This window comes from Cytobacillus sp. Bva_UNVM-123 (assembly GCF_046351715.2).
Classification (GTDB): Bacteria; Bacillota; Bacilli; order Bacillales; family Cytobacillaceae; genus Cytobacillus.
In genome coordinates this window covers 1,541,315-1,565,924 of the sequence record NZ_CM177772.1, presented here as the reverse complement: position 1 = coordinate 1,565,924, position 24,610 = coordinate 1,541,315, and the positions used below count along the sequence as shown (strand labels likewise).

At 34.0% G+C, this 24,610-nt stretch carries 23 protein-coding genes and 1 tRNA gene; 6 read left to right on the top strand and 18 right to left on the bottom strand.

Features of this window, described 5'->3' with window-relative positions; all coding sequences use genetic code 11:
- Positions 1 to 51 precede the first annotated feature (51 nt).
- Positions 52 to 354 carry a hypothetical protein gene (locus tag KDN24_RS07490; RefSeq protein ID WP_409971498.1) on the top strand — a complete coding sequence of 101 codons (303 nt, stop codon included), beginning with the start codon at positions 52 to 54 and terminating at the stop codon, positions 352 to 354.
- A gap of 311 nt (positions 355 to 665) precedes the next feature.
- On the opposite strand, the gene KDN24_RS07485 is transcribed toward KDN24_RS07490, so the two are convergent.
- On the bottom strand, positions 666 to 794 hold the full coding sequence (locus KDN24_RS07485) for a PLDc N-terminal domain-containing protein (protein WP_409971612.1): 129 nt from the start codon (positions 792 to 794) through the stop codon (positions 666 to 668).
- Positions 795 to 1,011: 217 nt separating this feature from the next.
- Here KDN24_RS07485 and KDN24_RS07480 point away from each other — a divergent pair, with 217 nt between their 5' ends.
- The 3 genes from KDN24_RS07480 (at position 1,012) to KDN24_RS07470 (ending at position 3,466) form a co-directional block, all read left to right on the top strand.
- Complete coding sequence (locus KDN24_RS07480; protein WP_409971497.1) at positions 1,012 to 1,308, top strand: hypothetical protein; 297 nt, start codon at positions 1,012 to 1,014, stop codon at positions 1,306 to 1,308.
- Positions 1,309 to 1,420: 112 nt separating this feature from the next.
- Positions 1,421 to 1,891: an ImmA/IrrE family metallo-endopeptidase gene (locus KDN24_RS07475; RefSeq protein WP_409971611.1), complete on the top strand. Its 471-nt coding sequence runs from the start codon at positions 1,421 to 1,423 to the stop codon at positions 1,889 to 1,891.
- A gap of 51 nt (positions 1,892 to 1,942) precedes the next feature.
- Complete coding sequence (locus tag KDN24_RS07470; protein ID WP_409971610.1) at positions 1,943 to 3,466, top strand: recombinase family protein; 1,524 nt, start codon at positions 1,943 to 1,945, stop codon at positions 3,464 to 3,466.
- A gap of 281 nt (positions 3,467 to 3,747) precedes the next feature.
- Here the strand turns inward: KDN24_RS07470 and KDN24_RS07465 are convergent, their stop codons facing one another.
- Together KDN24_RS07465 and yhbH are read right to left on the bottom strand one after the other, a co-directional pair.
- Complete coding sequence (locus tag KDN24_RS07465; protein ID WP_409971496.1) at positions 3,748 to 5,061, bottom strand: DNA integrity scanning protein DisA nucleotide-binding domain protein; 1,314 nt, start codon at positions 5,059 to 5,061, stop codon at positions 3,748 to 3,750.
- Between the two features lie 128 nt (positions 5,062 to 5,189).
- Positions 5,190 to 6,341: a sporulation protein YhbH gene (gene yhbH, locus KDN24_RS07460; protein WP_409971495.1), complete on the bottom strand. Its 1,152-nt coding sequence runs from the start codon at positions 6,339 to 6,341 to the stop codon at positions 5,190 to 5,192.
- Between the two features lie 292 nt (positions 6,342 to 6,633).
- On the opposite strand from yhbH, the gene KDN24_RS07455 reads away from it, so the two are divergent.
- Complete coding sequence (locus KDN24_RS07455; RefSeq protein ID WP_409971494.1) at positions 6,634 to 6,774, top strand: hypothetical protein; 141 nt, start codon at positions 6,634 to 6,636, stop codon at positions 6,772 to 6,774.
- Positions 6,775 to 6,862: 88 nt separating this feature from the next.
- Here KDN24_RS07455 and prkA read toward each other — a convergent pair whose 3' ends face one another.
- The 5 genes from prkA to queG form a co-directional block, all read right to left on the bottom strand.
- Positions 6,863 to 8,758 (bottom strand): ATP-dependent protease PrkA, encoded by a 1,896-nt coding sequence (gene prkA / locus KDN24_RS07450; protein WP_409971493.1) that lies wholly within the window; start codon positions 8,756 to 8,758, stop codon positions 6,863 to 6,865.
- A 398-nt stretch (positions 8,759 to 9,156) separates the two neighbouring features.
- Positions 9,157 to 9,906, bottom strand: a complete 750-nt coding sequence (gene nfsA / locus KDN24_RS07445; protein ID WP_409971492.1) for an oxygen-insensitive NADPH nitroreductase — start codon at positions 9,904 to 9,906, stop codon at positions 9,157 to 9,159.
- A gap of 120 nt (positions 9,907 to 10,026) precedes the next feature.
- The gene (gene trmL, locus KDN24_RS07440) at positions 10,027 to 10,500 is read right to left on the bottom strand and encodes a tRNA (uridine(34)/cytosine(34)/5-carboxymethylaminomethyluridine(34)-2'-O)-methyltransferase TrmL (protein WP_409971491.1); all 474 of its coding nucleotides are present in this window, start codon (positions 10,498 to 10,500) and stop codon (positions 10,027 to 10,029) included.
- Between the two features lie 88 nt (positions 10,501 to 10,588).
- Positions 10,589 to 11,464, bottom strand: a complete 876-nt coding sequence (locus KDN24_RS07435; protein WP_409971490.1) for an amidase domain-containing protein — start codon at positions 11,462 to 11,464, stop codon at positions 10,589 to 10,591.
- A 73-nt stretch (positions 11,465 to 11,537) separates the two neighbouring features.
- Positions 11,538 to 12,668: a tRNA epoxyqueuosine(34) reductase QueG gene (gene queG, locus KDN24_RS07430; RefSeq protein ID WP_409971489.1), complete on the bottom strand. Its 1,131-nt coding sequence runs from the start codon at positions 12,666 to 12,668 to the stop codon at positions 11,538 to 11,540.
- Between the two features lie 162 nt (positions 12,669 to 12,830).
- Between queG and KDN24_RS07425 the strand changes: the two genes are divergently transcribed.
- A complete protein-coding gene (locus KDN24_RS07425; protein WP_409971488.1) occupies positions 12,831 to 13,499 on the top strand; it encodes a B3/B4 domain-containing protein in 669 nt (222 codons plus the stop codon).
- Between the two features lie 475 nt (positions 13,500 to 13,974).
- Here the strand turns inward: KDN24_RS07425 and KDN24_RS07420 are convergent.
- The 10 genes from KDN24_RS07420 to rfbB form a co-directional block, all read right to left on the bottom strand.
- Positions 13,975 to 14,048, bottom strand: a tRNA-Gly gene (locus KDN24_RS07420).
- Positions 14,049 to 14,373: 325 nt separating this feature from the next.
- Positions 14,374 to 15,429, bottom strand: coding sequence for a UDP-glucose 4-epimerase GalE (galE, locus tag KDN24_RS07415; RefSeq protein ID WP_409971487.1), 1,056 nt, complete (start codon positions 15,427 to 15,429; stop codon positions 14,374 to 14,376).
- A gap of 79 nt (positions 15,430 to 15,508) precedes the next feature.
- Positions 15,509 to 16,564, bottom strand: coding sequence for an acyltransferase family protein (locus KDN24_RS07410; protein WP_409971486.1), 1,056 nt, complete (start codon positions 16,562 to 16,564; stop codon positions 15,509 to 15,511).
- A 15-nt stretch (positions 16,565 to 16,579) separates the two neighbouring features.
- Positions 16,580 to 17,551: an ATP-grasp domain-containing protein gene (locus tag KDN24_RS07405; protein WP_409971485.1), complete on the bottom strand. Its 972-nt coding sequence runs from the start codon at positions 17,549 to 17,551 to the stop codon at positions 16,580 to 16,582.
- A gap of 24 nt (positions 17,552 to 17,575) precedes the next feature.
- Positions 17,576 to 18,880, bottom strand: a complete 1,305-nt coding sequence (locus KDN24_RS07400; RefSeq protein ID WP_409971484.1) for a type III PLP-dependent enzyme domain-containing protein — start codon at positions 18,878 to 18,880, stop codon at positions 17,576 to 17,578.
- A gap of 95 nt (positions 18,881 to 18,975) precedes the next feature.
- On the bottom strand, positions 18,976 to 19,926 hold the full coding sequence (locus tag KDN24_RS07395) for a beta-1,6-N-acetylglucosaminyltransferase (protein ID WP_409971483.1): 951 nt from the start codon (positions 19,924 to 19,926) through the stop codon (positions 18,976 to 18,978).
- Positions 19,927 to 19,946: 20 nt separating this feature from the next.
- Positions 19,947 to 21,008, bottom strand: coding sequence for an acyltransferase family protein (locus tag KDN24_RS07390; RefSeq protein ID WP_409971482.1), 1,062 nt, complete (start codon positions 21,006 to 21,008; stop codon positions 19,947 to 19,949).
- Between the two features lie 44 nt (positions 21,009 to 21,052).
- Complete coding sequence (locus tag KDN24_RS07385) at positions 21,053 to 22,777, bottom strand: M28 family peptidase (RefSeq protein ID WP_409971481.1); 1,725 nt, start codon at positions 22,775 to 22,777, stop codon at positions 21,053 to 21,055.
- 15 nt (positions 22,778 to 22,792) lie between these two features.
- A complete protein-coding gene (locus KDN24_RS07380) occupies positions 22,793 to 23,524 on the bottom strand; it encodes a WbqC family protein (protein WP_409971480.1) in 732 nt (243 codons plus the stop codon).
- A 26-nt stretch (positions 23,525 to 23,550) separates the two neighbouring features.
- Entirely contained in the window at positions 23,551 to 24,585 is a 1,035-nt protein-coding gene (gene rfbB / locus KDN24_RS07375; RefSeq protein WP_491348365.1) for a dTDP-glucose 4,6-dehydratase, read from the bottom strand.
- Positions 24,586 to 24,610 lie beyond the last annotated feature (25 nt).

Genomic DNA, 24,610 nt, shown 5'->3' with positions numbered 1-24,610 from the left:
ATTTTTGGGATATTTTCCTTTTCTTTCGTATCTTAACATAAGGGTAAGTGTATGGACGGAGGTGAAAAAATGCTTGATTTTTCCGAAGAAAGTATACCTTTCAATGTCACCGATTTACTTAGTTCAGGTTCAGCATTAATAGGTTTAGTTGGTGTTTTTGTACTTTTGGGATTAGCTTTTCATTTTGCACCTAAAGTAATCTATTTGATTAGCCGGACATATTATTTTGAGTATGAGGTAAGAGAAAGTGCAAAATGGCAATTTGATGGTGGTATGAAGAGAGCCAGAAATTTTCAAAGAAGAAGATTGGCCGATACAAAAGAATATAGGAAAAAACACTACGACTCATTGTAGTACAGAAGTGTAAAGGTCGGTGTATCTGGCCTTTTTTATTATTACAAACTAGTTTGTTTATCATTATTATTTGAGAAAAATCTTTTATCTTTAATAGAGTCACCTAGTTCCTTGGAGAGAAGAAGAAGCAAAAAAACGAAAATTAGCATAGACAATTTGATTCGGTCGTTTATATGCTAACTTTCGCTTTCATAAATAAAGTTAAAAATATCCTTATAAAGTGTTCCTTTCATTCTTATGTAGGTAGTTATTAAAGGCTGAGACCATAGGGCTAAAAGTTAGTTTGAAACTAACAATTCTTTCTCAGTGACTTATGATTTCCTGATTAATAGATAGATTAACAAACCTAATATTGGAAAAAATAATATTAAGAATAATATTCCTAATGCATAACCACTACTTTTTCCGTTATTTATTGCATCTTTATATGCCCAAACCAATATAATAATTGGTAATGCAATGACAATTAATATAATTAGGAACCAAAAAATAATATATGCATAAAAACCATAATCTAACAATTTGTCCCCTCCAATAGATCTAGTATAATTTTACTATACATTAAAATATTGGAATTTAGTATAGATTATTTAGTATCCCAAAATTCTTTTTGGGATATTTTTATTTTTCGCCAAATATTAATATGAAGGTAAAAGTTTGGGCGGAGTCGAAAAAATGATTGATTTTTCCGACATAAAGCTACCCTTTAATGTAACAGATTTATTAATATCTTCAACAGGATTACTTAAAATAGTTGGAGGATTTCTATTACTTGGACTATCGTTTATGTTAATTCGAGGATTATTTTTCGTGATTAGAGCATCAATTCTTTACAGTCATGAAGATCACCGTGGTAACATTTATGATAAGAACGGAAGATTACTTATGCATTATAGTGCTGTAGAAAGAAGAAGAACTAAGATGAAAGAAAAAGAGTATGGTAAATACATGTAAATAGAAGAAATGGTTAGTTAAAAAAACCGAACAGCTAGTAGAGCTGTTTTTTTTATTGCAAAACCAAACATTTGTTCTTATAATTGTGAGCGAGGTGATTCTTTTGTCCTATGTGTATAAACCATTTCCACTGGATAAATGGGTGTCGAGATTATTTAAAGTACTTGGTGTCATTAATCCAGATGATATAGATGAAAGAGTGATAGCTAGAAAGCTTGGGATTCACTTGAAGTATTCCGAGAAGAGAAATTATTCTTTTGAACAAGGAAATTTTAAAATCATCAATATTAATATTGATCAAGATAAGGTTATGCAAAGAGAAGTGTTTTATCATGAGCTGTGTCATCTACTCCGACATTCAGGAAATCAGTGGTCCATGCCATTAACGTGGAGAGAGCTTCAAGAATGGGATTGTGAGCATTTTACACGATATGCTGCTGTTCCCTTTCATATGCTTAAAGAAGTTGACTGGCAGAGTCCAACATTAGTTAGTGATATGTCCTCTCTATTTAAAATTTCAGAGGAAATTTGTCAATATCGAGTTGAACATATTAGAAGAAACATGAAAGGGAAAATTAGCTAATAACATATAGTAAAGGGGTGAGAAGCTTTGACTTACAGCAATTTGTCTAATATGGCTGCCCTGGCTTATCTTAGGAAAAGTCGTAAAGACATTGAAGAAGAAAAGCGACAAGCCGAAATCGGGAACCATTTCGATACATTAGATCGTCACCGTCAGCAGCTGCTTGAGTTTGCCAGATTGAAGAAAATTAATATTATAGATATTCTTCACGAAGTGGAATCAGGGGAATATATTTCAGAACGTCCAGAAATGCAAAGTCTGCTAAGACGTGTTGAGAACGGTGAAGCAGATGCTGTTCTTTGCATGGATTTAGACCGTTTAGGCCGTGGGGATATGGTTGACCAAGGGACGATATACCGTATATTTAGAAACTCTCAAACTATCATTGTAACGCCCACAGAGATTATTGACCCTCAGGACGATAATCAAGAACTGACATTTAGTATTAAGTCATTAATTGCAAGGGAAGAATTAAAAGCAATCACTAAGCGAATGCAACGTGGACGAAGACAATCAGCTAGAGAAGGTAAATCAATCACTAGAAAACCACCATATGGCTACTTGAGAGATGTTAACTTAAAGTTGCATCCAGACCCAGAAACAAGCTGGGTAGTTGAATTAATTTTCGAAAAAACAGCAGCTGGAATTGGTCAACGAACAATTGCTGAGGAATTAGACCAATTAAATATTAAACCTCCTGAGTCTGACCAGTGGGAGCATACAACCATAGGTAGAATAATAAAAAATGAAGTTTACACAGGCAAAATTATCTGGGGGAAAGTGAAATACACTAAAGTTAATGGTAAATATGAAAAGAGAATATTCCCTAGAGAGAACTGGCAGATTACTGAAAATGCTCATGAAGCAATAATTAGTAAAGAACTTTTTAATAAAATAAACAGCAAAACGAAATTACGTTGGCCAGCTCCTCTTAAAAAGAGCAGCAAGCTTTCTAATCCCCTTGCTGGAATGCTATTCTGTGCAAATTGTAGTAAAGCAATGGTACGTTTTCCACGTCCAGACCGTCCAAACGATACGATTAGATGTACGAATCATCGATGTAAAGGAGTGCAAAAAGGGGCTTCTTTTACACTGGTTGAACAGCGTATTCTTGATACTCTTGAGAATTTAATAACTGAATTTGATGTACCTGAGGAAGAACAAAAGAAAGTTAAATCCTCTATTAGACTTAAAGAGAGAGCACTTCGCGGGATGGAAAAAGAAAAGAAAGATATTGAGGAACAAAAAGATAGTATCCATGAATTACTAGAGAAGAAGGTCTACGATATTGAGACATTTTTGCAGAGACAAAAAGTAATAAAAGAAAAATTAGAAGCTTTAAATGAAAGGATTAATTCAACTCTGAAAGATATTGAGTATGAAAAAAGACAACAAGCTGCAAGTGTTATATTTATTCCTAAAGTTAGAAGTATCATTCCTGCATATAAAGCGTCAAATGACATTCAAAGGAAAAATAATTTATTAAAGTCTGTAATTAATAAGGCGTGTTATACAAGAAAAATAGAATGGACTAGACGTGATCAATTTGAAATAGAACTGTTCACTAAAATATAAATATTCCTCACTTCCAATAGTAAATAATTCAGTTTTAGTAGCGTAATTGTAACGTGAAAAATTAATATTGTATTGGAAAATAAAGAAAAAAAAGCAATGAAATAACAATAATCTTTGTACAAAAAACGCTTGGTTTTTCCAAGCGTTTTGCTTTACTTAAAATGTTCAATTAAAATACACTTTATTTCAATAAACCCAACATGCTTTATTAGAGAACCTTATCCTTTTATAGAAGTCACATAAATGTTATCAGTATTTAAGAAAAGAAATTAGTAAAAAAATTAAGGTTTTAAATTTACATCATCCCAAAGATATATAAATCCTTCATTACGCTTTACACACTTTACTTTACCATCCTGTGAAATAACAAAAGCTATTGAATCCTCAAAGTTATTACAAAATCTTATCGCAGATCGATGTCTAGTTCCAAAAGAAGTAATATCTAAATCTGTATATTCCCTACCCTCAGCATCTTTAGCTTTTCTTACAGTTGATATTCCATCATTGGGTAACCTGATTTCAGCCCCAAATCCGATAATTTCAAACTTTTCATTAATTACAACCGCCCCATCTACCCCAGATAAAGCTGCAATAAATTCTTCATGCTCAAATATTATATTCTTTGCTCGTTCAGCACTTTTATCAGAGTCAATTTGTTGTTTATAATCTTTTATTTCTTTTCCTTTCTTAAACACAACATCAAAATACAACCTCTTGAATTTACAAACATCTATTAAATTCTCCCAAATTTCAGGACTTTTTATTCTGTATTTAATGTGGATTGATTCTTTAAATTCCTCAGTTAGTTCCTTATTCTCTGGAATAACAATTAAAGTTCCCCCATGTTTTTTCTTTTCTATTATTCTTAGTATATTCTTTAATGTACTATAATAGAGAGATTTGGGCCTATCATTCGAATCATCTTCACTATATTTATCTAGTTTAAGTTCATTGCATACATCTTTATATAAATGATCAGTAATTTTTGAAAAGTGTAATCCGATTAATCCTTCTCCAAAATTTTTTAATGTCGAATTAGTCAACTTTCCTCCATTTAAATTACAGAATATCTCCCCACTAGAAGAAATAATTAATTCACCCGGTTCCTTTACTTCTATTGAAAGAACAAATGGAGGGGTCAAAGCACCGTCTGCTCTACCATTTAATAAATTGTCATACTCATTTCCTAAAAACAAAACTCCCCATATAACTAAATTATTTGAATTTCCATCTTTAATAATTAAATTTTCAGGACACACCACTAAAATACTTGTACTTGAATTAACCGCTGGTGATAAACGAATAATCTCACTTTTACCGAATTTAATAACATTTTCTAATTCTATTGGTGGATTACAAAAATTAAGTATAGAACTTAAATTAGTGCTTGGTTCCATATAAGCAACCTTAGCTACTATGTATCTCCCTTCCTCTTTTTCAAAACTTACATGATACATAACGTCTAGCATTTTTAATAAATTTTCATCAGCAGGAAAACAAAAGCTAATAGACTGCCAATTTCTAAAACGACTTGTGAATTTATTCCACTGTTTTTTTATCCCCTCTGTTAAATGATATGGATATAGATAATTCATTTTATGCACTCCTTATAAAACTATTATTCATTTTATTTACATTATGTATATTTTACCACTTAATCAGGAGATTTCCTGTTTTAATAAAAAAAGGCCGCGGAATTGCGCCCCTATACTTCAACTATATCTTATTCCTTCTTAAAAAACTCCTTCATAGCATGAAACACATCTACCTTATTCCTCAGAACATACGACTTAAACCGTTCATCCTTAATATTCTTATAAACACTCTGGAGAGATGATGTTCGGTTATACTGATTCACTTCCCCATACCCAAACATATTAGACACTTTCATTAAGTCTTCGACGAGTTTTACACAGCGAACATTATCAGAAGTTAAGTTGTCTCCGTCTGAGAAGTGGAATGGATAAATATTGAATCTTTTTGGGTTGTATTTTCCATCGATAAGCTCAAGTGCTTTTCGATAGGCAGATGAACAAATTGTTCCTCCGCTTTCTCCTCGGGAAAAAAAGTCCTCTTCTGAAACAACTTTTGCTTCCGTATGATGGGCGATAAATTCGATTTCAACCGTTTCATATTTTGTACGTAAAAATCTCGTCATCCAGAAGAAAAAGCTCCTTGCCATATATTTCTCCCATATTCCCATTGAGCCGCTTGTATCCATCATCGCTAAGACAACCGCTTTTGAATCAGGCTTCACTACTTCATTCCATGTTTTAAACTTTAAGTCTTCCGGATAAATCGGATGGAAACTTGGCTTTCCAGTCATGGCATTGCGCTTAAACGCCGTCATCATCGTACGCTTCTTGTCGATATTTCCCATGAGACCTGTTTTTCTAATATCATTAAACTCAATATTTTCAATTACTTGCTCATCATGTTCTTTTTTCTTTAGGTTTGGTAGCTCGAGCTGTTTAAATAATGCCTCTTCAATTTCCATTAACGATACTTCTGCCTCAAAATACTCCTCACCTGGTTGATCGCCGGCTCCTTGCCCTTTACCCGCTCCCTTTTGGCCACCAGAACCATCACGGGCGACAACATCACCGATTTGGCTTTCTCCATCTCCTTGACCAACATGTTTATTTTTATCATAATTATAACGAATTTTATATTCGTCCAATGAACGAATTGGGATTTTTACTACTTCTCGACCATTCGACATCACGATGCTTTCTTCTGTTATTAAGTCTGGTAAATTATTGCGGATCGCATCTTGTACTTTTTCTTGATGGCGCTGCTGGTCATCATGGCCTTTGCGATGGAGGGACCAATCTTCTTGAGAAATCACAAACGGATTGTTATTAACATCGGTCATCATAAGCCCTCCTAATGAATATTTTTTTACGCACCCATTAAGCCTTCTAACATACGATATTAAGAGTGTCGCTCTTTGAATCGAGGCGCCGAAAATAAAGAAAAATAATTATATCGAAAAGCTATTTATTACTCTATCCTATGCAAAAACTCAAAATAATTTACAAATTATTTAGATAATAAAACAAGACAATCGGATTATTAGGACAAGCTTGCAACTGAGCCTATAATGAAAATCATAATTTATTACGAGGATTAATACACTGTATTATTCTAAGTAATGAGGTGAGATGATGAGTGAACTCATTTGTTGCTGTAACTGTGGTGAGCTTTCTATGTATGATCATACCATTTATATTCATGACAAACCGATTTGCCAAACTTGCCATGCAGAAGTAAATGACGCTTCGAATACGAAGAAACTGGATGATTAAAAGAAAGTGATTATTAAACTAAACATATACATGAAAAGGACTGACAGCATTTGTCAGTCCTTTTTCATCTTTATGATATTTAACGATGTTAACGATTTAATAAACTGCCGACATAGCGCAATAATTCATTCGCTGATGTCGAATTGTATCCGTGCTCATCAATTAATCGAGCAACGACTTCATTTATTTTCTTAAGCTGTTGTTCATCAGGTGTTTTCGTTGAGGTTGTAATTTTGACGACATCCTTTAAGTCAGCAAATAATTTCTTTTGAATGGCTTCACGAAGTCGATCATGTGAATTATAATCAAAACGTTTTCCTTTACGGGCAAAAGCAGAAATACGGATAAGAATTTCTTCCCGGAATGCTTTTTTCGCATTTTCAGAAATGCCAATTTGCTCCTCAATCGAACGCATTAACTTTTCATCAGGATTAATTTCTTCACCTGTTAATGGATCACGAAGCTTGGATTTATTGCAATAAGCTTCGACATTATCAAGATAGTTATCCATCAGTGTCTTAGCCGATTCTTCATAAGAATAGACAAATGCTTTTTGAACTTCCTTCTTTGCAATATCATCATACTCTTTTCGAGCAAGAGAAATATAGTTTAAATATCGTTCTTTTAGCTCCGCTGTAATGGATGGATGCTGATCTAGCCCTTCCTTCAATGACCTTAAAACATCGAGTGCATTTATAGAGGAAACTTCTTTTCGTATGATTGTTGAAGAAATTCGATTAATGACATATCGTGGATCAATTCCACTCATTCCTTCGTCTGCATATTCCTTTTTCAATTCATTCAAGTCTGCCTGATTGTAGCCTTCCACACTTTCCCCATCATAAAGGCGCATTTTCTTTACTAAATCAATATCACCTTTTTTCGGCTCCTTCAAACGAGTTAAGATGGTAAACATCGCTGCTACTCTTAATGTATGTGGAGCAATATGGACATCAGATACATCACTTTCTCGAATCATTTTGTCATATATTTTTTCCTCTTGCGTGACTTTTAAATTATACGGAATAGGCATGACAATAATTCTAGAATGGAGGGCTTCGTTTTTCTTATTGGAAATAAACGAACGATATTCGGTTTCGTTCGTATGAGCCACAATTAACTCATCAGCAGAAATAAGAGCGAATCTCCCTGCCTTAAAATTCCCTTCCTGCGTTAATGATAATAAATGCCAAAGAAACTTCTCGTCACATTTAAGCATTTCCTGAAACTCCATCATCCCTCTGTTCGCTTTATTCAGTTCTCCGTCAAAACGATAAGCTCTTGGATCAGATTCAGATCCATATTCTGCAATTGTCGAGAAATCAATACTTCCAGTTAAATCTGCAATATCTTGAGATTTCGGATCAGACGGGCTGAAAGTTCCAATTCCTACTCGGCGGTCTTCAGAAAAAATAATTCTTTCGACAAGAACATCTTCAATCCTTCCTCCATACTCCTGCTCCAGCCGCATCATATTTAGAGGTGACAGATTTCCTTCTATTCTTACTCCATATTCTTCATAGAAGTTTTGACGGAATTGATGTGGTATCATATGAAGCGGGTCTTCATGCATTGGACAGCCTTTTATCGCATATATAGCTCCGTGATCATCATGTGAATATGATTCCAGCCCTCGCTTTAACATCGTCACTAATGTCGATTTTCCGCCACTTACTGGCCCCATAAGTAAAAGAATTCTCTTTCTTACATCAAGTCTTTTCGCTGCTGGATGAAAATACTCTTCGACTAATCGTTCTAAAGCCTCTTCAAGACCGAACAATTGATTACAGAAAAACTTATATCTTTTCTGCCCCTTTATTTCTTCAACACCAGCGTCCTTTATCATATTGTAGACACGCGAATGTGCTGACTGGGCAACCCAAGGCTTCTCTTTAATAATTTCTAAATACTCCCTAAAGGTTCCTTCCCATTTGAGTTTTTCTTCTTCATGGCGGTACATCTCAATTTTCTTTATAATATCCATATGTTCCTCCCCCTCATCACTAATCAGAGACGATTAATATACTGTATGCAATCCTGTAAATGAACATGCAAACGAGAGAATGGTTTCAACTTTTAACTGTTAAAAATTCTCCATAGATTTTATTCACAGTTTTTATGTATTGGGCTATAATAAGCTTATACTTAGTTATCATTTTCAAAGGAGGATTACATATAAATGAAACTTATTTTAATTATTGGTGTTATGGTTGCATTTTTAGCAGCTATCTTCACATCAGGCTACGAAGACAAGCCAGGAGCGTAATGATTCGTAAGGGGTAAGCAAAAGGATAGATGTAATCGGGAATTAGCTTGTATTCCATATTTTTAATCCATAAGTAAAAGCTGCTAAAAAAATAGCAGCTTTTTCATTTCCATCTTTTATCTTCGATTGAATCCCTTCATGTCTACAAATTCCTTCATACTCATTCTCGTGTGCTTTTCGAGCATGTTCGCCATTTGGCTCGTCCAAGTATCTTTTCTTTCACCATTTGTCCTTTCGGCATAATAGTTAGAAATGATCTTATTATAGGTTTCAAGCTGATTACGATATTCTTCCTCATTTTGTTCATATTCATTTTCATGATAAACATGCTCATATGGAAGCCGCGGTTTTTTATCAGTCATTTTTTCGGGATAACCAACTGCTAGCCCGAATAGAGGCAAAACTCTTGAAGGAATTTTTAATAGCTCACACACTTCCTCAAGATGATTGCGGATTCCGCCAATATAGCAAATTCCGAGCCCCATTGATTCAGCTGCTAAAGCTGCATTTTGCGCAGCTAATGCTGTATCAATAAGAGCGACCATAAATTTCTCAGTGCTTTCTAATGAAGCCTGTACATTTTTTCCTTCCATTTCTCCTATTAATTCATGACGAAAGAAATCTGCACAAAATAGAAAGAAATGTCCATTTCGGGCAACATAGCTTTGATTACCTGCTAGCTGTGCCAATTTTTCCTTTTTTTCGTAATCAGTAACACCGATAATCGAATAAGCCTGGATGAAGCTTGAAGTGGATGCTGATTGTGCACTTTCAACAATTGTTTTAATTTGCTCTTTAGATAAAGATTTATCCTCAAATTTGCGAATAGAGCGATGATTCCTCTGTAAATTTATCGTTTCATTCATATTTTCCCATCCTTTCATACCATATTGTACTGATTAATGTTATTTTCTCCAATCGGACAGCTCTTAAAAATCAAAAAAACTATCCTAAATGCATAGCAATCAGGATAGCTTTGATAACGTCTATTTTAAATGAAGAAAATCTTGTTGCCTCAACGCCTCATAAATAAGGATCGCAGCAGTATTTGAAAGATTTAATGAACGGACATTTCCATTCATCGGAATTCTGAGTGCTCGATCTTTATTTTTCTCAATAACATCTTTCGGAAGGCCTGTCGTTTCTCTTCCAAAAATAAAGTAATAATCTTTATTCTTATCACTATAATCAAAAGTAGAATGAGGCATACTCCCAAATTTCGTTAAATAATAAAATTCCCCACCATCATTTTTCTCATAAAATTCCTCTAGGGAATCGTAATAAATAATGTTTACAAACTGCCAGTAGTCTAATCCAGCCCGTTTTAACATTTTATCATCAGTCGAAAAACCGAGCGGACGAATTAAATGTAAAATCGTATCAGTCGCTGCACAAGTACGAGCGATATTGCCGGTATTAGCTGGAATCTCTGGTTGATATAATACAACATGCAATGCCACGTCTTTCACCTCTAAAAGAATTTAACTATAATAATTTATTATATCACTATGCAAAGGAATTAGGACGGCGCATAAGAGGAATATTTAATTATACGTCTTCAATCGATAAAAACTTATATTTAATATTTGGAGTATACGCAGTTGAATCTTCATAGGCCCAATATCTCATTCTACTATTATAAGTGTTTGCATTCACTAATGGCATTCCGTCAGCATCTTTTGCTGTAACAATGGTTGTATGATCGAACCGTCCATCCCCTTGAAAGTCATAGCAGATGACATCGCCTAATAATAATTCTTTAGGACTTGATACCTCTTTTGCTCGCAAACCAATTTTTGAGTGTGGCAAATAATTCTTCATCGCATTGGCCACAGACCAGCTATAGCTCCAATTACTATTTGTCGTCCACCATCCTTGCCCCCGATTAGGATGCCCTCTCATCGGAGCTCCTCCCGCATATAAACATTGTGATATATAGTTCGTACAATTTACTTCAAACGTCTTATATGCTGGATTATAGCTATTCCACCATCTTTCAGCATATTGAACAGCCTTTAAACGGTCATATTCATATGAGATTCTTTCTAGTGTTTCTTCCTCTCTCACATTTTCATTTTCTTGCTTTTCCTCTATTTTAACGACTTCAAATGGATTGACTTCTATATCATCCACGATTACCCCTTTATAAAACTCGGCTATGCGCTCTTCCACTTCCTCTTCCATAATAAACATCTCTTTTTGTTTAATTAAATATTTAAAGTGAACTTGATAATTCACATTACGAATATCTGCTACTTCATCACCAACTGAAATAATCTTTCCGGTCGCTTGAGCTTTCACAATATCTCCTGAACGTTTACCTAAGTTTTCCTTTTTCTGCTCAATTTTCGTGCAAGTACCTTTATTGGGAGTAACACATTGTTGAACACGTTTTTCCAATAATTGTTGAAGCTGATCTCGCATAAGCAAACACTCCTTTCACATTTATTTATATGAAAGGATATTGCTTTCATTCAACACGATTGATAAGTAAACTTTAATTATACACTCTTATGGCACCATGTATTTCTGACAACACGGATTCATCATCTTCCTCTTTAAGACGTTGTTGTAAAGCTAAATGAGCTGTTTCTCCACCAATTTTTCCAAGTGCCCAAGCAGCCGTGCCGCGAATTTCTGGACGTGGATCCTTTGTCAGCACCTGAATTAAGTCAATAACTGCAGTTTCATCTTTAAAATGTGCTAATGCAATAATAGCATTACGTTGGATCGGTTTTCTCCCTCTCCAAGAACCTGAAAGATGTCCGAATTTCTCTTTAAATTCTCGATTGCTCATATGCAAAATTGGGGTTAACAGTGGCTTAACGATTTCAGGACCAGCCTCCATTTCCTCATGAAAATGAAAATCTTTTCCTTTATTTACTGGACAAACAGTTTGGCACGTGTCACACCCATATATTCGATTTCCGATTTTTTCACGAAATGGTTCAGCAATATATCCCTTTGTTTGTGTTAAAAAAGCGATACAGCGCTGCGCATTTAGCTGCCCACCTTGAACTAACGCACCGGTTGGACAAGCATCAATACACTTATTACAAGTCCCACAACGATCTTCGATTGGTTCATCTGGTTCAAAGGGGATGGTTGTGATCATTTCTCCTAAATAAACATATGACCCAAATTCCGGTGTAATAATTGAACAATTTTTCCCGCTCCAACCAATGCCTGCTCTCTCAGCGACAGCTCTATCAACTAATTCACCCGTATCAACCATTGATTTACACTTTGCAGTAGGCAGCTTTAATTGAATAAATTCTTCTAACTGCTGCAATCGTTCACGCAAAATGAGATGATAGTCTTTTCCCCATGATGCCCGACAAAAAATGCCTCTTCTCTCTCCCTTTTTACTGACCACTCTTACTTTCATTTTCGAAGGATAGGCTAGTGCAATAGAAATTATGGAACGAGGTTCTTCCATTAATAAAGCTGGATTCACCCTTTTTTCAATATCCTTTTCTTCAAAGCCTGATTGATATTGCAACTCTTGCTGCCGGATTAACCGATTTCTCATCTCATCAAAAGGGGCGGCAGTCGTAAACCCGATTTTATCAATTCCAATCGTTTTACTATATTCAATAATCTCTTGCTTTAATTGAGCATAGTTCATTATTTGTCACCTTCTTTTCTAAAAAAACCTTAAAATTGCTGCAAATCATATAAAGAATACTTTTTTCGCATCTATATTAGCAGTTAATCATCACTGCATTACATTTAAAGACCATTGTTTATTATGATAAACTAAATTTAAATAAATTTGGAGGTGGAAACGTTGGAAATTCATCTTTCACAGGAACTTTGCACACTCGTTCCTAACTTTAAGGTTGGGGTTATCCATTATCACAATATACATGTTGGCGAATCACCTCAAATGGTAAAGGGGCGATTGCAATTATTCCAGGAGTCCCTTTTCTTTGATTTAGAAGATAAAAATGTAAACGAATTAGAAGGAATTAAAGAATGGAGACAAATTTTCAAATCAGTTGGAAAGGACCCCAACCGTTACCGCCTTTCAGCTGAAGCTTTATATCGCAGGGTAAAAAAGCAAAACTACTTACAGCCAGTCAACAGCTCCATCGATTTAAATAACTTTTTTTCCTTGCAATATGAAATTCCGATTGGGATTTATGATTTAGATAAATTATCTGGAGACATTACCATTAGACTTGGAGATGAAGGAGAAGAATATCAAGGTTTAAATGGAAGACCAAATTCACTGCACCGCTTAATCATTAATGTAGACGAACAAGGTCCGTTCGGTAGCCCTTTTGTAGATTCAGAGAGAACTTGTGTAACAGAGGAAACGAAGAATGCCGTCCAAATCGTCTTTTTGCGGCCGTCCATAAATATAGACGAAGCAAAGCAAATGGTGAAATCGTTGATGGATATGTATTTACAGGTTCATGGGGGAGAAGGGGAGTTTGCGATTAATGGGTGCTGATTGGCACCCTTTTTTCATAATCTTCACAAAAAAAATTGCGACTTCCTGCATTTTTATAGTAACTTTTCCTGGTTTATCGGCGACTTTCTAGATATATCAGCGACTTTATGAATGATATCAGCCTCTTTCCGTTTATATCGGCAATTTTCCGTTTATATTGGCCAGTTTCCATTTATATCGGCCAGTTTTCGTTTATATCGGCCTCTTTCCATTTATATCGGCCAGTTTCCGTTTATATCGGCCAGTTTCCGTTTATATCGGTCTCTTTCCGTTTATATCGGCCTCTTTCCATTTATATCGGCCTCTTTCCGTTTATATCGGCCTCTTTCCGTTTATATCGGCCAGTTTCCGTTTATATCGGTCTCTTTCCGTTTATATCGGCCTCTTTCCATTTAGCTAAAATTTAATCATTTCCGGCAAATAAAAAAACGCAACACCTCGTTCTTTTCGAATCGAAACACTGCGTTGATATGTATGGAGCGGGTGAAGGGAATCGAACCCTCATCAACAGCTTGGAAGGCTGTGGTTTTACCACTAAACTACACCCGCATATTATTTGTATTTTTAAGTAATTTTACTTTACGAGCAAATGCCTCTTCCTCTTCTAGCATATTCAAGGATGTAAATGCGTCGAGGCAACTCGATGAAAATTCTTGGAAGCTTTGCTCGTGGCTGTGGTTTTACCACTAAACTACACCCGCGTATTATTTGTTATAAAATTCACATGGAGAGTATACAAGAAATTGTATATCATCATAAAAAAAATAAAACAGGTTTCCCTGTAATCGTTTGTTTCTGATGTGATAACTACTATATAATACTCTCCTTTTTATGTTTCGTCAAGATTTTTTCGCGGAATTTGTCGAATTATTTTTTATTCAATTATAAGAGAATTATTCATATTATATTGATTCTGCTCTTCTTCAAACCCATTCGGATTATTTACTTGCCAGCGCCATGTATCCTCACACATTTCATCAATTCCTCTTTCCGCCACCCAATATAACTCTCTTTTTGCTTTCTGGGGATCTGCATAGCTAACCGCAATGTCACCCGCTCTTCTTTCAACAATTCGATAAGGAATTTCTAGACCAGCAACATGTTCAAATGCTCTTACGATCTCTAAAACACTATATCCTCTTCCAGTACCAAGATTGTACACTTCAACACCTTGACTGTTATAAATTTTATCTAAAGCTTTCAGATGGCCAACTGCTAAATCAACAACATGAATATAATCTCTAACTCCAGTTCCATCATGTGTATGATAATCATCCCCAAAAATCTTTAATTCTTTTAGCTTTCCTACTGCAACTTGACTAATATAAGGTAGAAGATTATTAGGGATTCCATTAGGGTCCTCGCCAATAAGACCACTTCTATGTGCACCCACTGGATTAAAATAGCGTAATAGAGCTATACTCCATTTTTGATTGGATATATATAAGTCTTGTAGAAGCTGCTCACAGATTAATTTTGTTCTTCCATATGGATTAGTTGCTTGAAGTGGGAGCTCCTCCATGAATGGGATGTTATTTGACATTCCGTAAACTGTTGCTGATGAACTAAAGACCATCCGAAACACGCCAAAGCTTTCCATCACTTCACATAAATTCAATGTTCCAATTATATTGTTTTGATAGTAACGTTGAGGAATGGCAACCGATTCTCCAACTGCCTTCAAACCAGCAAAATGAATGACTGCCTCAATATTATTTTCAGCAAAAACTCTCATTAATGACTCTTTATTTAATAAATCAACTTCATATACTGGAAAATCTTTCTCCGTAATCTCGACGACACGTCTCAATGCTTCAGGCTTACTATTTAAAAAATTATCGACGACTACAATTTCATAGCCTGCTTGAAGCAGTTCTACACATGTGTGAGTCCCGATATAGCCAGCACCACCTGTAATTAGGATTGGCATTTCATAACCTCCATTGTTTCTATTTCATCGTTAATGTTTGGATCAAAAAAAGGCTACTCCGAACACGGAATAGCCTTTCTTACCTAAATAAAGCAATCTGTTGCTTTTGATAAAGTAATTTTTTTAATCTTATATTCATTGGTTTTTCTATAAATGTATGCACAATACATCCTGCAGCTATCGCAAAAACAATAATTATGAAATTTGCTACTAAATAGTGGGTAGTAAAGAACAGGAATGAGCTAAGTATCCGACATATAATTGATAATGCTACTTTATGAATAAGATAAATGGAAAATGAGGCATCACCAAGATATTTAGCCAATTTAGGGATTTTAAATTCCTTTTTTAAGTCTATTGATGCGAATCCAATTATTAATAAAGTAGAGGCTATAGTCGTAACGACTTGTAGACTGACATCAACCCACAAATATTTACTATTAAACCAAGCAAGCGGAAATCCGCTCATCCCCAAAATAATCAATAAGAAAGAAAGATATTGATTTAAATTAAATTTCAACACGAAATAAGCACAGGCTATACCTAAGATAAAAATGATATTATTAAAATTAAACAAAAAATTAATCAAGAAGTGAGAACTTGAAAGGATACCTATACTAAATAAAAGTGAAATGACTGTCCAAATAACATGAAGAACAATAATCATTGTTTTATTTTTCAAAAAAAGCAGTGAAAACATTAAATAGAAAAAAACTGTATGCACTAATGACCAAGCAACACCCAAAATAGGCTCGTCTCCTGTTGGTATTAGTAAAAATGATGTAATGATTTTAATCACTTCTTTTTCTGTTCCATGACTAAAGCCTGAGGAGAAATAGAAAATGGGCAATACACAAATCGTAATAATCCAATATACTGGAAATATTCTTATGAATCTTTTAAAGAGGAAATCTTTTAATATTTGTAGATTTCCAAACTTTTCATGATATAAGTAATAAACCATAAAACCTGAAAGAGCAAAAAAATAATAGACTCCACCTGAAGCCGTATATACTGCAAATCCTAAAACATTTACATTGAAATAAGCAAGCATAAATTCATTCGCATGAAATAATAGAACGAGAAGCGGTACGAATGCCCGTGAAAACTGGATTAAGTTTAATTTTTTTCTCATTCAAGCTATGCCTCCTTATGTGAGAACTACAAATTGATCATATCTAACCATTGTTTTTCCTTCTTCATATTCACCTAAATAATTAGCATAGGGAACATTTGAAAAACCATTTAAATTATTCATAATATCTTTGATAAAGTTTTGCCCCATTTCATATGCATATGGATATCCCCCACCAAACCGCGGATTAATTTCCGAAATAACATATCCCTCTTCCGTCTTAAAGAAATCAATATCAACTGGTCCAACCGGCCCCAATGAAGTTATTAATTTTTTTGTTAATATGTGTAGAACTGGATCTTTCACCACAACCGATTTATCTGTTTCTCCAGCCCTCATATTTAACTTTCTTTTACTGAAAAAGCTAGTTGTTTTTTTACTAATAATATCAACATAGCACTCTACACAATATTCGCTTCCTTGCATAAATGGCTGTACAATAAATTTATGATTTGGCGTTAAAAGACTTTCAAGCTCCTGTCTATTTGTCACTTTATGAATCCCTATGCTTCCGCTCCCATTTTTTAGTTTAACGATTAATGGGAATTCGAGATTTCCACTGTTCAGTTCTTCTGTTACTTCATTCAAATCTATATAGGTTGGAACCGACGGTAAATTATTTTCTTGCAAAAACTGAAAAGTTAAGTATTTATCATAACAAATATCAATCACTTTTCTATCCGAAATAATCATTTGAATACCTTCTTTTTTAAACTCTTCCTTATAACGAGTTAATAAACTCAGTTCAGGATCGATTAGCGTAAGAATGCCCTTAATATGATACTTCTGGCAAATACGTTTTAAGTGTTGGATATATTCAGGATGATCGATTCTAGGAACAATCTCATAAATATCCGCATGATACAGGGCTGGTGCAGTATTATCACAATCTACAGCAATCACTTTTCCCTTTACTTTATTTAACTCTTTCTTGAAATAGTCAATTAGTTGAACACGTCGCCCAACACTACAAATTAAAATATTCACTAAATATCCCCCATTTAACAACGATTAAAAATGATAGATTTCTTCGTTAAAAAACTGCTTTATTGTTTCTTTTTTCCTTGCAACAGTCATTTCATTGCCGTCAATTGCGATAATGGCAGGTCTTTCTTTAATAAAAGGCGGATTAAAAACGATCGTATAGGCGCCAACATTTTCAAAAATGATATAATCATCTTTCTCAGGCATTATTTCGTTAAAATCATTTGCCAAATAATCTTTCTCTAGGCATGTATAACCAACGATATGAAAGTTAGCTTTAACATTATGTAAATCTTTATTTTTCTTCACTATCCTCATTGGCAAATTCTTTTTATGCATGGTTGGCTTTACATTATGAACACTGCCATCAACGAGAATCAGAGTATCATTGGCAACTTTTTTGATTCCTTTTACTTTGGCAATAAAAATAAAAGTATTTGCCACCATCGCTATTCCAGGTTCAATTATTAAAGTTGGTTTATTTGTCGCAGATCGGAATTCATCGTTCATTACTTTACATACTTCCTCTGCATAATCATCGAATGTTGGTGCATGATCAATTAGAGTCTTCGGAACTTCCCCGAAGATTCCACCACCAATGTCGATATACTCTAAATGCTTTAAGCCTTTTTCTTTCGCAATTGTACAGAGCACCTTAGTTATTCTCTTAAACGTTTCAACCTTTCTTTTACTTGTCGTAAAATGCCCATGTAAGCCAATAATCTTAAGGTTTTCAACATTGTTTATTTCAGCTAATCCTTGATCCAGCTCTCCATTTTCTACAGATATCCCAAATCGGCTAATTTCAACTCCATCTATAAGTGGGCTAACTCCATTTTCGGATAGATCAAAATTTAATCTTAATCCAATTTTCACTTGCTTATTTTTATTACTAGCACAATATTCTTTCACAACTTGTAATTCATTTAGGGAATCAACATTCATCATACTTTCATTATTTAACGCAAGGTAAATATCTTCTTTATCTTTTGATGGTCCATTAAAAATGATTTTTTTTGGATCTTGCCCAAGCTTTAAGGCTAATTCATACTCTAATCGTGATACAACTTCTGCATAAGCACCTAATTTAGCTAATTCCTTACACATATAAGGAAGATAGTTTGTTTTATAAGAGTAGCCAATAATAAAGTTTTCATATCTACTTTTAAAAGCTGTTTCGATTTTTCGATAATTCTCTCGTAATTTATTTTCATCGAAAATATAAAATGAAGAACCATTTTCCTCTTCAATTCTATTGATAGTCTGAAAATCTATTACATTTGCTAAACTGCTTACATTAGATTTATCCTCTGTTTCAGAAATAGTGATCATATCCATGACTCCCTTTCCTTTTGGTCAACCGTATTTCTTGCATAACAAAAAAGACACCCCAGTTTGTAACGAACTGACATGTCTTCCTGAATTTATTATGATTGAACAACTCTAATTTTTTCACCAACTTCTACATTCTCTACTCTACACTTGGCAAACTTTGCCTTTTCGGAAAAATACTCAATAACATTGTTATCAATATCTTCTTCAAATTTTCTTGCAAAAAACTGTTCGGATTGCTCAATTAGTTGTATATCCTCTTTTGTAAGATCTTGAGGGGAATTCCGTTCGCTCAATGTTTCTCCCCATTTTAAGAAAAATAGATTATTATTTACCACCTTATGCTTATACGGTGAATTCATAATTAATGTGTGAAAAAAACTTTCATCTGGAATTAATGAATCCTCAAAAAATTGATAATACCATTCATTTTCATCTAAAAATTGCACCATATAGTTTGCTACTTCGAATGGAACAGCAAACCACTGTGAACCTTTATAAAATGAATATTGTAATGGCCAGCTTTTTTTATTAGCAAAAATCTTTATTCCCTTTCCATAAAGACTTAATAGAATCCTTCTGAATATCCTGATTGGATGAACACCCGTATAGCGTCTTCTCATTACCTTCGGCCATTTGATCATCATTAACCCAATGTTTTCTTTTCCAACGTTTCGATAATTCATAAATATGTTCCCTTTATGTTCCAATAAAAAATCTTTAAAACCATTTTTCACTAATAAGTCCTGCCCACTTCTTAAACAAACATAGTCATATTCATTTTTTGAAGCGAGCACCTCTTTTAGCAACATGATCGTTGTATCAATCTGACTAATATCTCCCCATTCACAATGGATACTTTGTTTCAAAATTTTCACATTCGGGACTTTAATTATTTTTGGATAAATTTCATCATAACTTCTTTTGTCAATATGAATATATACATCAGCCTGTTCTTCCGAAATTAGCTGAGAAATAAACTTGTTAACCTGGTTTGGATTTTTATGAATTTGTAATATATAAGCGGTTCGCCTTACTGTGTACACGCTTATTTCTCCTTTCACTTTTAGATTTCCCTGGCTGCTAAAATCGTTTGTTTTCTAACGAGTAAATTTTTTAACCATCTATGAAACGGTTTTTCTACATATCTATATAGTAAACAGCCAAAAATAATTGAAATCAGCATTAATAATATGCCTAATAAAAATCCATTTATATTTATGTAAGGCATGGAACGAAGGCTAATACATATAGCTGACATGATCGAAAAATGCGTCAAATAAATGGAGAAAGAAGCATCACCAAGAAGCTTTGCAAATTTAGGTATTTTTATATCCCTTTGTAAATCAATGGAAGAACACCCTAGAATCAACAAGACCGATGACAATGTTGTCATATGTTCAAGATTAATTTCCATAAGTCCATATTGAATCATTATCCACGATACAGGAAATCCGAGTAATCCAATACATGCAATGGAAGAGGCTACATATGAGTTCAACTTAATTTTTTGTACAAAATATGCACATGCAGCACCCAAAATAAAGATTAAATTATAAGAGTTAAATAAAAAATTAATATAGTAGTTAGAGCTAGAAAGAATATTGAAACTGAAAGCAATCGAAACAATTATCCATATTACAGGTATACAAATTGATAACCATTTATTTTTAAAAAATGTTAAAGAAAAAACCAAATAAAAAAACACTGTATGCACTAATGACCATGCAACAATTAATAAGGGTGCTGCCTCTCTTGGTAGCAATAATAATGAGGCAATAATGGAGCTAATACTTCTGTCAGCATTCGTTATGATCCCAAAAAAAAGAAAGGGAAAAGGTAAAATACAAAGATTCCAAATCCAATAAATTGGAAAAATCTTGATAAACCTACTATATAAGAATTTCTTAATGCCACTCCCACTTCCCATTTCATTGTGATGTAGGTAGTAAACCATAAATCCAGAAAGGGCAAAAAAATAATAGACTCCACCAGATTTCTCAACATTAATTAAACTCATAAAATCATATTGGAAATAAAAGTTCATAAATGAATTTGCATGGAATAGCATGACAAAAATCGGTACTAATGCCCGTGAGAGTTGGATCATAGTTAACTGTTTTCTCATAAAAGGCTCTCCTCTTATATCTACATAAGTAACTCAAATTACGGTCATTTAATAAAACAGAAGACTAATAAACCGACTGAAAGCAGAATAACGGGTAATTCAAAAGCAAATGATTGTTTTGGCTTATTTAATAGCGGTATAATAAATGCCCCATTCAATATTGTAAAAGCTAATAATAGATCAACTCTTTCCAAGGAAAGCAAAGCATACACTAAATACAACACAGGTACTGTTATGATTAAGACAGGAAGAGCAAATATAGTTGTAATGACTCTACTCTTAAGTGAAGCCTCCACTTTTAAACTAAACAAAATGTTTACTCCAATTAATCCAATTAGTGTTGGCCAAATAAAGATATAGCTTGTTCCCTTCATAAAAAAACTCGTAAAAATGACTAATAAAAACCAACTAAAATAAGCTCCGATTGTAAGATTGCCCAAATTAATTTTCTTTGAAACTACTTGATAAAAAAGAGAAAATATCGCAAAAGTTATCAATACTAGGCTAATAAATAATGGATGACTAATCCTTAAATCCAACTGCATTAACGAACTATTTTGCGGAATGATGAGAGGCAAGTAATGCCAAAAGCCGTAGCCTAGAAAATAAGCTAAACAAATCGCAAGTAAAAAAAAGAAAAATCCCAAGTAAATTCCTTGAACGGTAAGTTTTTTTCGTTTAAATCCATGAATGATAGTAAGAGCAAAGCAAATAATCACTAGTCCCATTAGTGGAATGACAAGCTTTTCCGAGTAACTCACAATATGCTTGCCCATTACATTAAAATAGACTTTATTTCCTTCATCATTTTGGGCAACTATATTCATATCGCCAAAATGCTGAATGAGATTAACCATATATTCCCCATGATGTTGAAGACTATTTGGACTTAGATTTTCAATATTATCTTCAAGCGTGTGGTAGTTTTTTAATCCCTCAAAAAAGGCAAAATTCAATCCATCTATTCCTGAGTTTTTATAAATAGAAAAATCCGTATCATTTGGCATCCGTTTATAAACTTCATAGAGAAATGAATGGGCCACTGGATTTGGGGTTCCTTTAATAAACTCAGATATGAGTCGTTCATTCCCCTCATTTGTCTCAATTAAAATGGAAGGGCCACTACTTCCACGCGCTTCGAAGTTAAATACTAATCCAACATCCTTAACGAAGGGATGACTATTTACAAAGCTTTGTGCCCCTAAAAGTCCATATTCTTCGCCATCAGAAATTAAGATTATGACATCATTTTTTAGCGATGGAGAATTTAACAATACTCTAACTGTTTCCAAAATGGCAGCAACAGCTGCTCCATCATCAGCTGCCCCTGGGCTATCTTCAACAGAATCATAGTGGGCCGAAAGCATAATCGCCTTCGAATGATCCTTGCCCGGAATTCTAGCGATAATATTTTCTATCTCTATCTTATCGCCTTCTAAATCCCAATAAGAACTTTTCGTTTTTTGAGTTTCAGGTGAAACACCTAGGTCTGTTAAAGCTCTTACTAAGTAGTCTCGCACTCTATCATGCTCTTCCGTTCCAATTGGATGAGGTTTTACCGCAAGCTCTCTTACATGTTCGAATGCCCGTTCAGCAGAAAACTGATTCATATCCCCATTTATTGGAACAATCTTAGGTGCTCGGAATTGCAGCAAGCTTATCCAAACAACGATTAAAACAATGACTAAAAATGAAAGGATTATTGTTAAATTCTTAAAAAACACCCCAATATAAATTGAAAAATGATTAGATGGCGGTGTTCTTTTCATAGCTGCTCCTTTCAATTAAGTAACACTAACATTTGCGCTTTGTACGAAATCATATTCATTCAGCATTCCGATTATCTCTTCTGTAGTATTAAACATTAATACATCGATAATCGATAGCCATGGTAAAAATTCTGCCCCATTTTGTATATAGTTGATTGGCCTTGACTTCAAGAAACTTAATTGAATATTATGTTTCAGAAAATTCTCTTCAGAATATAACTCTACCCCTCCGATAGGATTAATATAATGGGTGGAATTAAGTTGCTTATTAATTTCTATTACTCTTTTTTCTCCCGCCACATCAGAATTCTTTTCCATCTCTGATGAAGTAATAATGGGTGTGCGAATTTCTAAATAGTCACAAATCATGATCAAACTTCGCGTGATTATTTTCGAAATATCCTTGTCAGTATGATTAACATTTAGAATTTCCTGTATGAGTGAAAAAACTTCCTTAAAATTTTTGGACTTTCCATAACTGTTTTTTAGAGTCCGAAATAACTTATTCTTCTCTTCGTCAAAGTTATCGGAAAAATATCTTTCATTAATATTTAAATAAGATGAATTCTTCTTCAAACTAAATGTAAACAAATGCTCATGATGATTGACTAAAATTCTATTTCGATTAATCCAGCCAGCCTTAATAAATTGCACATCATCATGAATGACAAATTTATCGACAGCATTTATCAATTGAAAATAACCGATATACGGAAATAAATATGGCTGCATGATCGCAATCTTCAAATATTATCACCCTTTTAGGTTTATTACTACGAAACCACTTCTATATTCTTAGCTAGATAATACAAAATCGTTTTATCTATTCCTTGCTCAAACTTGTATTTATGCTGGAAACCAAATTCTTGTCGCAGTTTCGTGTCATCAATTGCATATCTAAAATCATGTCCAGGGCGGTCTAGAACAAATGTAATCAATTGTCGATAGCTTGAAATCTTTTTCTTATTTTCATGATCAGGCATTAGCTTATCCAGCTGATCACAAATGACTTCAGCAACCTCAATATTTGTCATTTCATTATGACCACCAATTAAGTAAGTCTCTCCTGATCTTCCTGAAAAAAATACTTTATCAATAGCATGACAGTGATCCATTACATATAACCAATCACGAACATTTTCCCCATTCCCATATATCGGAATCTTTTCTAATGCCATCGCTTTCCGGATGATTGTTGGAATTAATTTTTCTTCATGCTGCATTGGACCATAATTATTTGAGCAATTTGTTGTAACGACATTCATCCCATAAGTTTGGAAATAACTACGAACAATCATGTCTGCAGAAGCTTTACTTGCAGAATATGGACTGTTCGGTGCATAAGCTGTGTTTTCGGTAAAATATCCATTCTCTTTAAGGGAACCATATACTTCATCTGTTGAGATGTGATGGAATCTTGCATGTTTAAACTTCTCTTTATAAATGCCGATATTTGTCATCCAATAGTTTCGAGCAGCCTCTAGAAGGATCGTTGTACCAAGCACATTCGTTTCAATAAATACTTGTGGATTTTTTATTGAATTATCAACATGTGACTCAGCCGCAAAATGAATAACCCCTTCAATTTGATACTTTTCGAAAACACTTTCGACAAGTACTTTGTCACAAATATCTCCTTTAATCAAAGTATGACGAGGATCATTCATCACTTTATGGAGATTATTCAGATTCCCTGCATACGTTAATTTATCGAGATTCACAATTTGGATATGCTCATACTGCTTTAACATATACAAAACAAAATTAGAGCCGATAAAACCGGCTCCACCTGTAACAAGTAAATTCATATTCTTCTCTCCATTAAAAATAATA

Excerpts from the sequence above, each read along its gene's own strand:
- KDN24_RS07490 (WP_409971498.1), top strand. The coding sequence starts at position 52 with ATGGACGGAGGTGAAAAAATGCTTGATTTTTCCGAAGAAAGTATACCT.
- KDN24_RS07470 (WP_409971610.1), top strand. The coding sequence starts at position 1,943 with ATGGCTGCCCTGGCTTATCTTAGGAAAAGTCGTAAAGACATTGAAGAA.
- KDN24_RS07465 (WP_409971496.1), bottom strand. The coding sequence starts at position 5,061 with ATGAATTATCTATATCCATATCATTTAACAGAGGGGATAAAAAAACAG.
- yhbH (WP_409971495.1), bottom strand. The coding sequence starts at position 6,341 with ATGACCGATGTTAATAACAATCCGTTTGTGATTTCTCAAGAAGATTGG.
- KDN24_RS07455 (WP_409971494.1), top strand. The coding sequence starts at position 6,634 with ATGAGTGAACTCATTTGTTGCTGTAACTGTGGTGAGCTTTCTATGTAT.
- prkA (WP_409971493.1), bottom strand. The coding sequence starts at position 8,758 with ATGGATATTATAAAGAAAATTGAGATGTACCGCCATGAAGAAGAAAAA.
- nfsA (WP_409971492.1), bottom strand. The coding sequence starts at position 9,906 with ATGAATGAAACGATAAATTTACAGAGGAATCATCGCTCTATTCGCAAA.
- KDN24_RS07435 (WP_409971490.1), bottom strand. The coding sequence starts at position 11,464 with ATGCGAGATCAGCTTCAACAATTATTGGAAAAACGTGTTCAACAATGT.
- queG (WP_409971489.1), bottom strand. The coding sequence starts at position 12,668 with ATGAACTATGCTCAATTAAAGCAAGAGATTATTGAATATAGTAAAACG.
- galE (WP_409971487.1), bottom strand. The coding sequence starts at position 15,429 with ATGCCAATCCTAATTACAGGTGGTGCTGGCTATATCGGGACTCACACA.
- KDN24_RS07410 (WP_409971486.1), bottom strand. The coding sequence starts at position 16,564 with ATGAGAAAAAAATTAAACTTAATCCAGTTTTCACGGGCATTCGTACCG.
- KDN24_RS07400 (WP_409971484.1), bottom strand. The coding sequence starts at position 18,880 with ATGATCACTATTTCTGAAACAGAGGATAAATCTAATGTAAGCAGTTTA.
- KDN24_RS07390 (WP_409971482.1), bottom strand. The coding sequence starts at position 21,008 with ATGAGAAAACAGTTAACTATGATCCAACTCTCACGGGCATTAGTACCG.
- KDN24_RS07385 (WP_409971481.1), bottom strand. The coding sequence starts at position 22,777 with ATGAAAAGAACACCGCCATCTAATCATTTTTCAATTTATATTGGGGTG.
- rfbB (WP_491348365.1), bottom strand. The coding sequence starts at position 24,585 with ATGAATTTACTTGTTACAGGTGGAGCCGGTTTTATCGGCTCTAATTTT.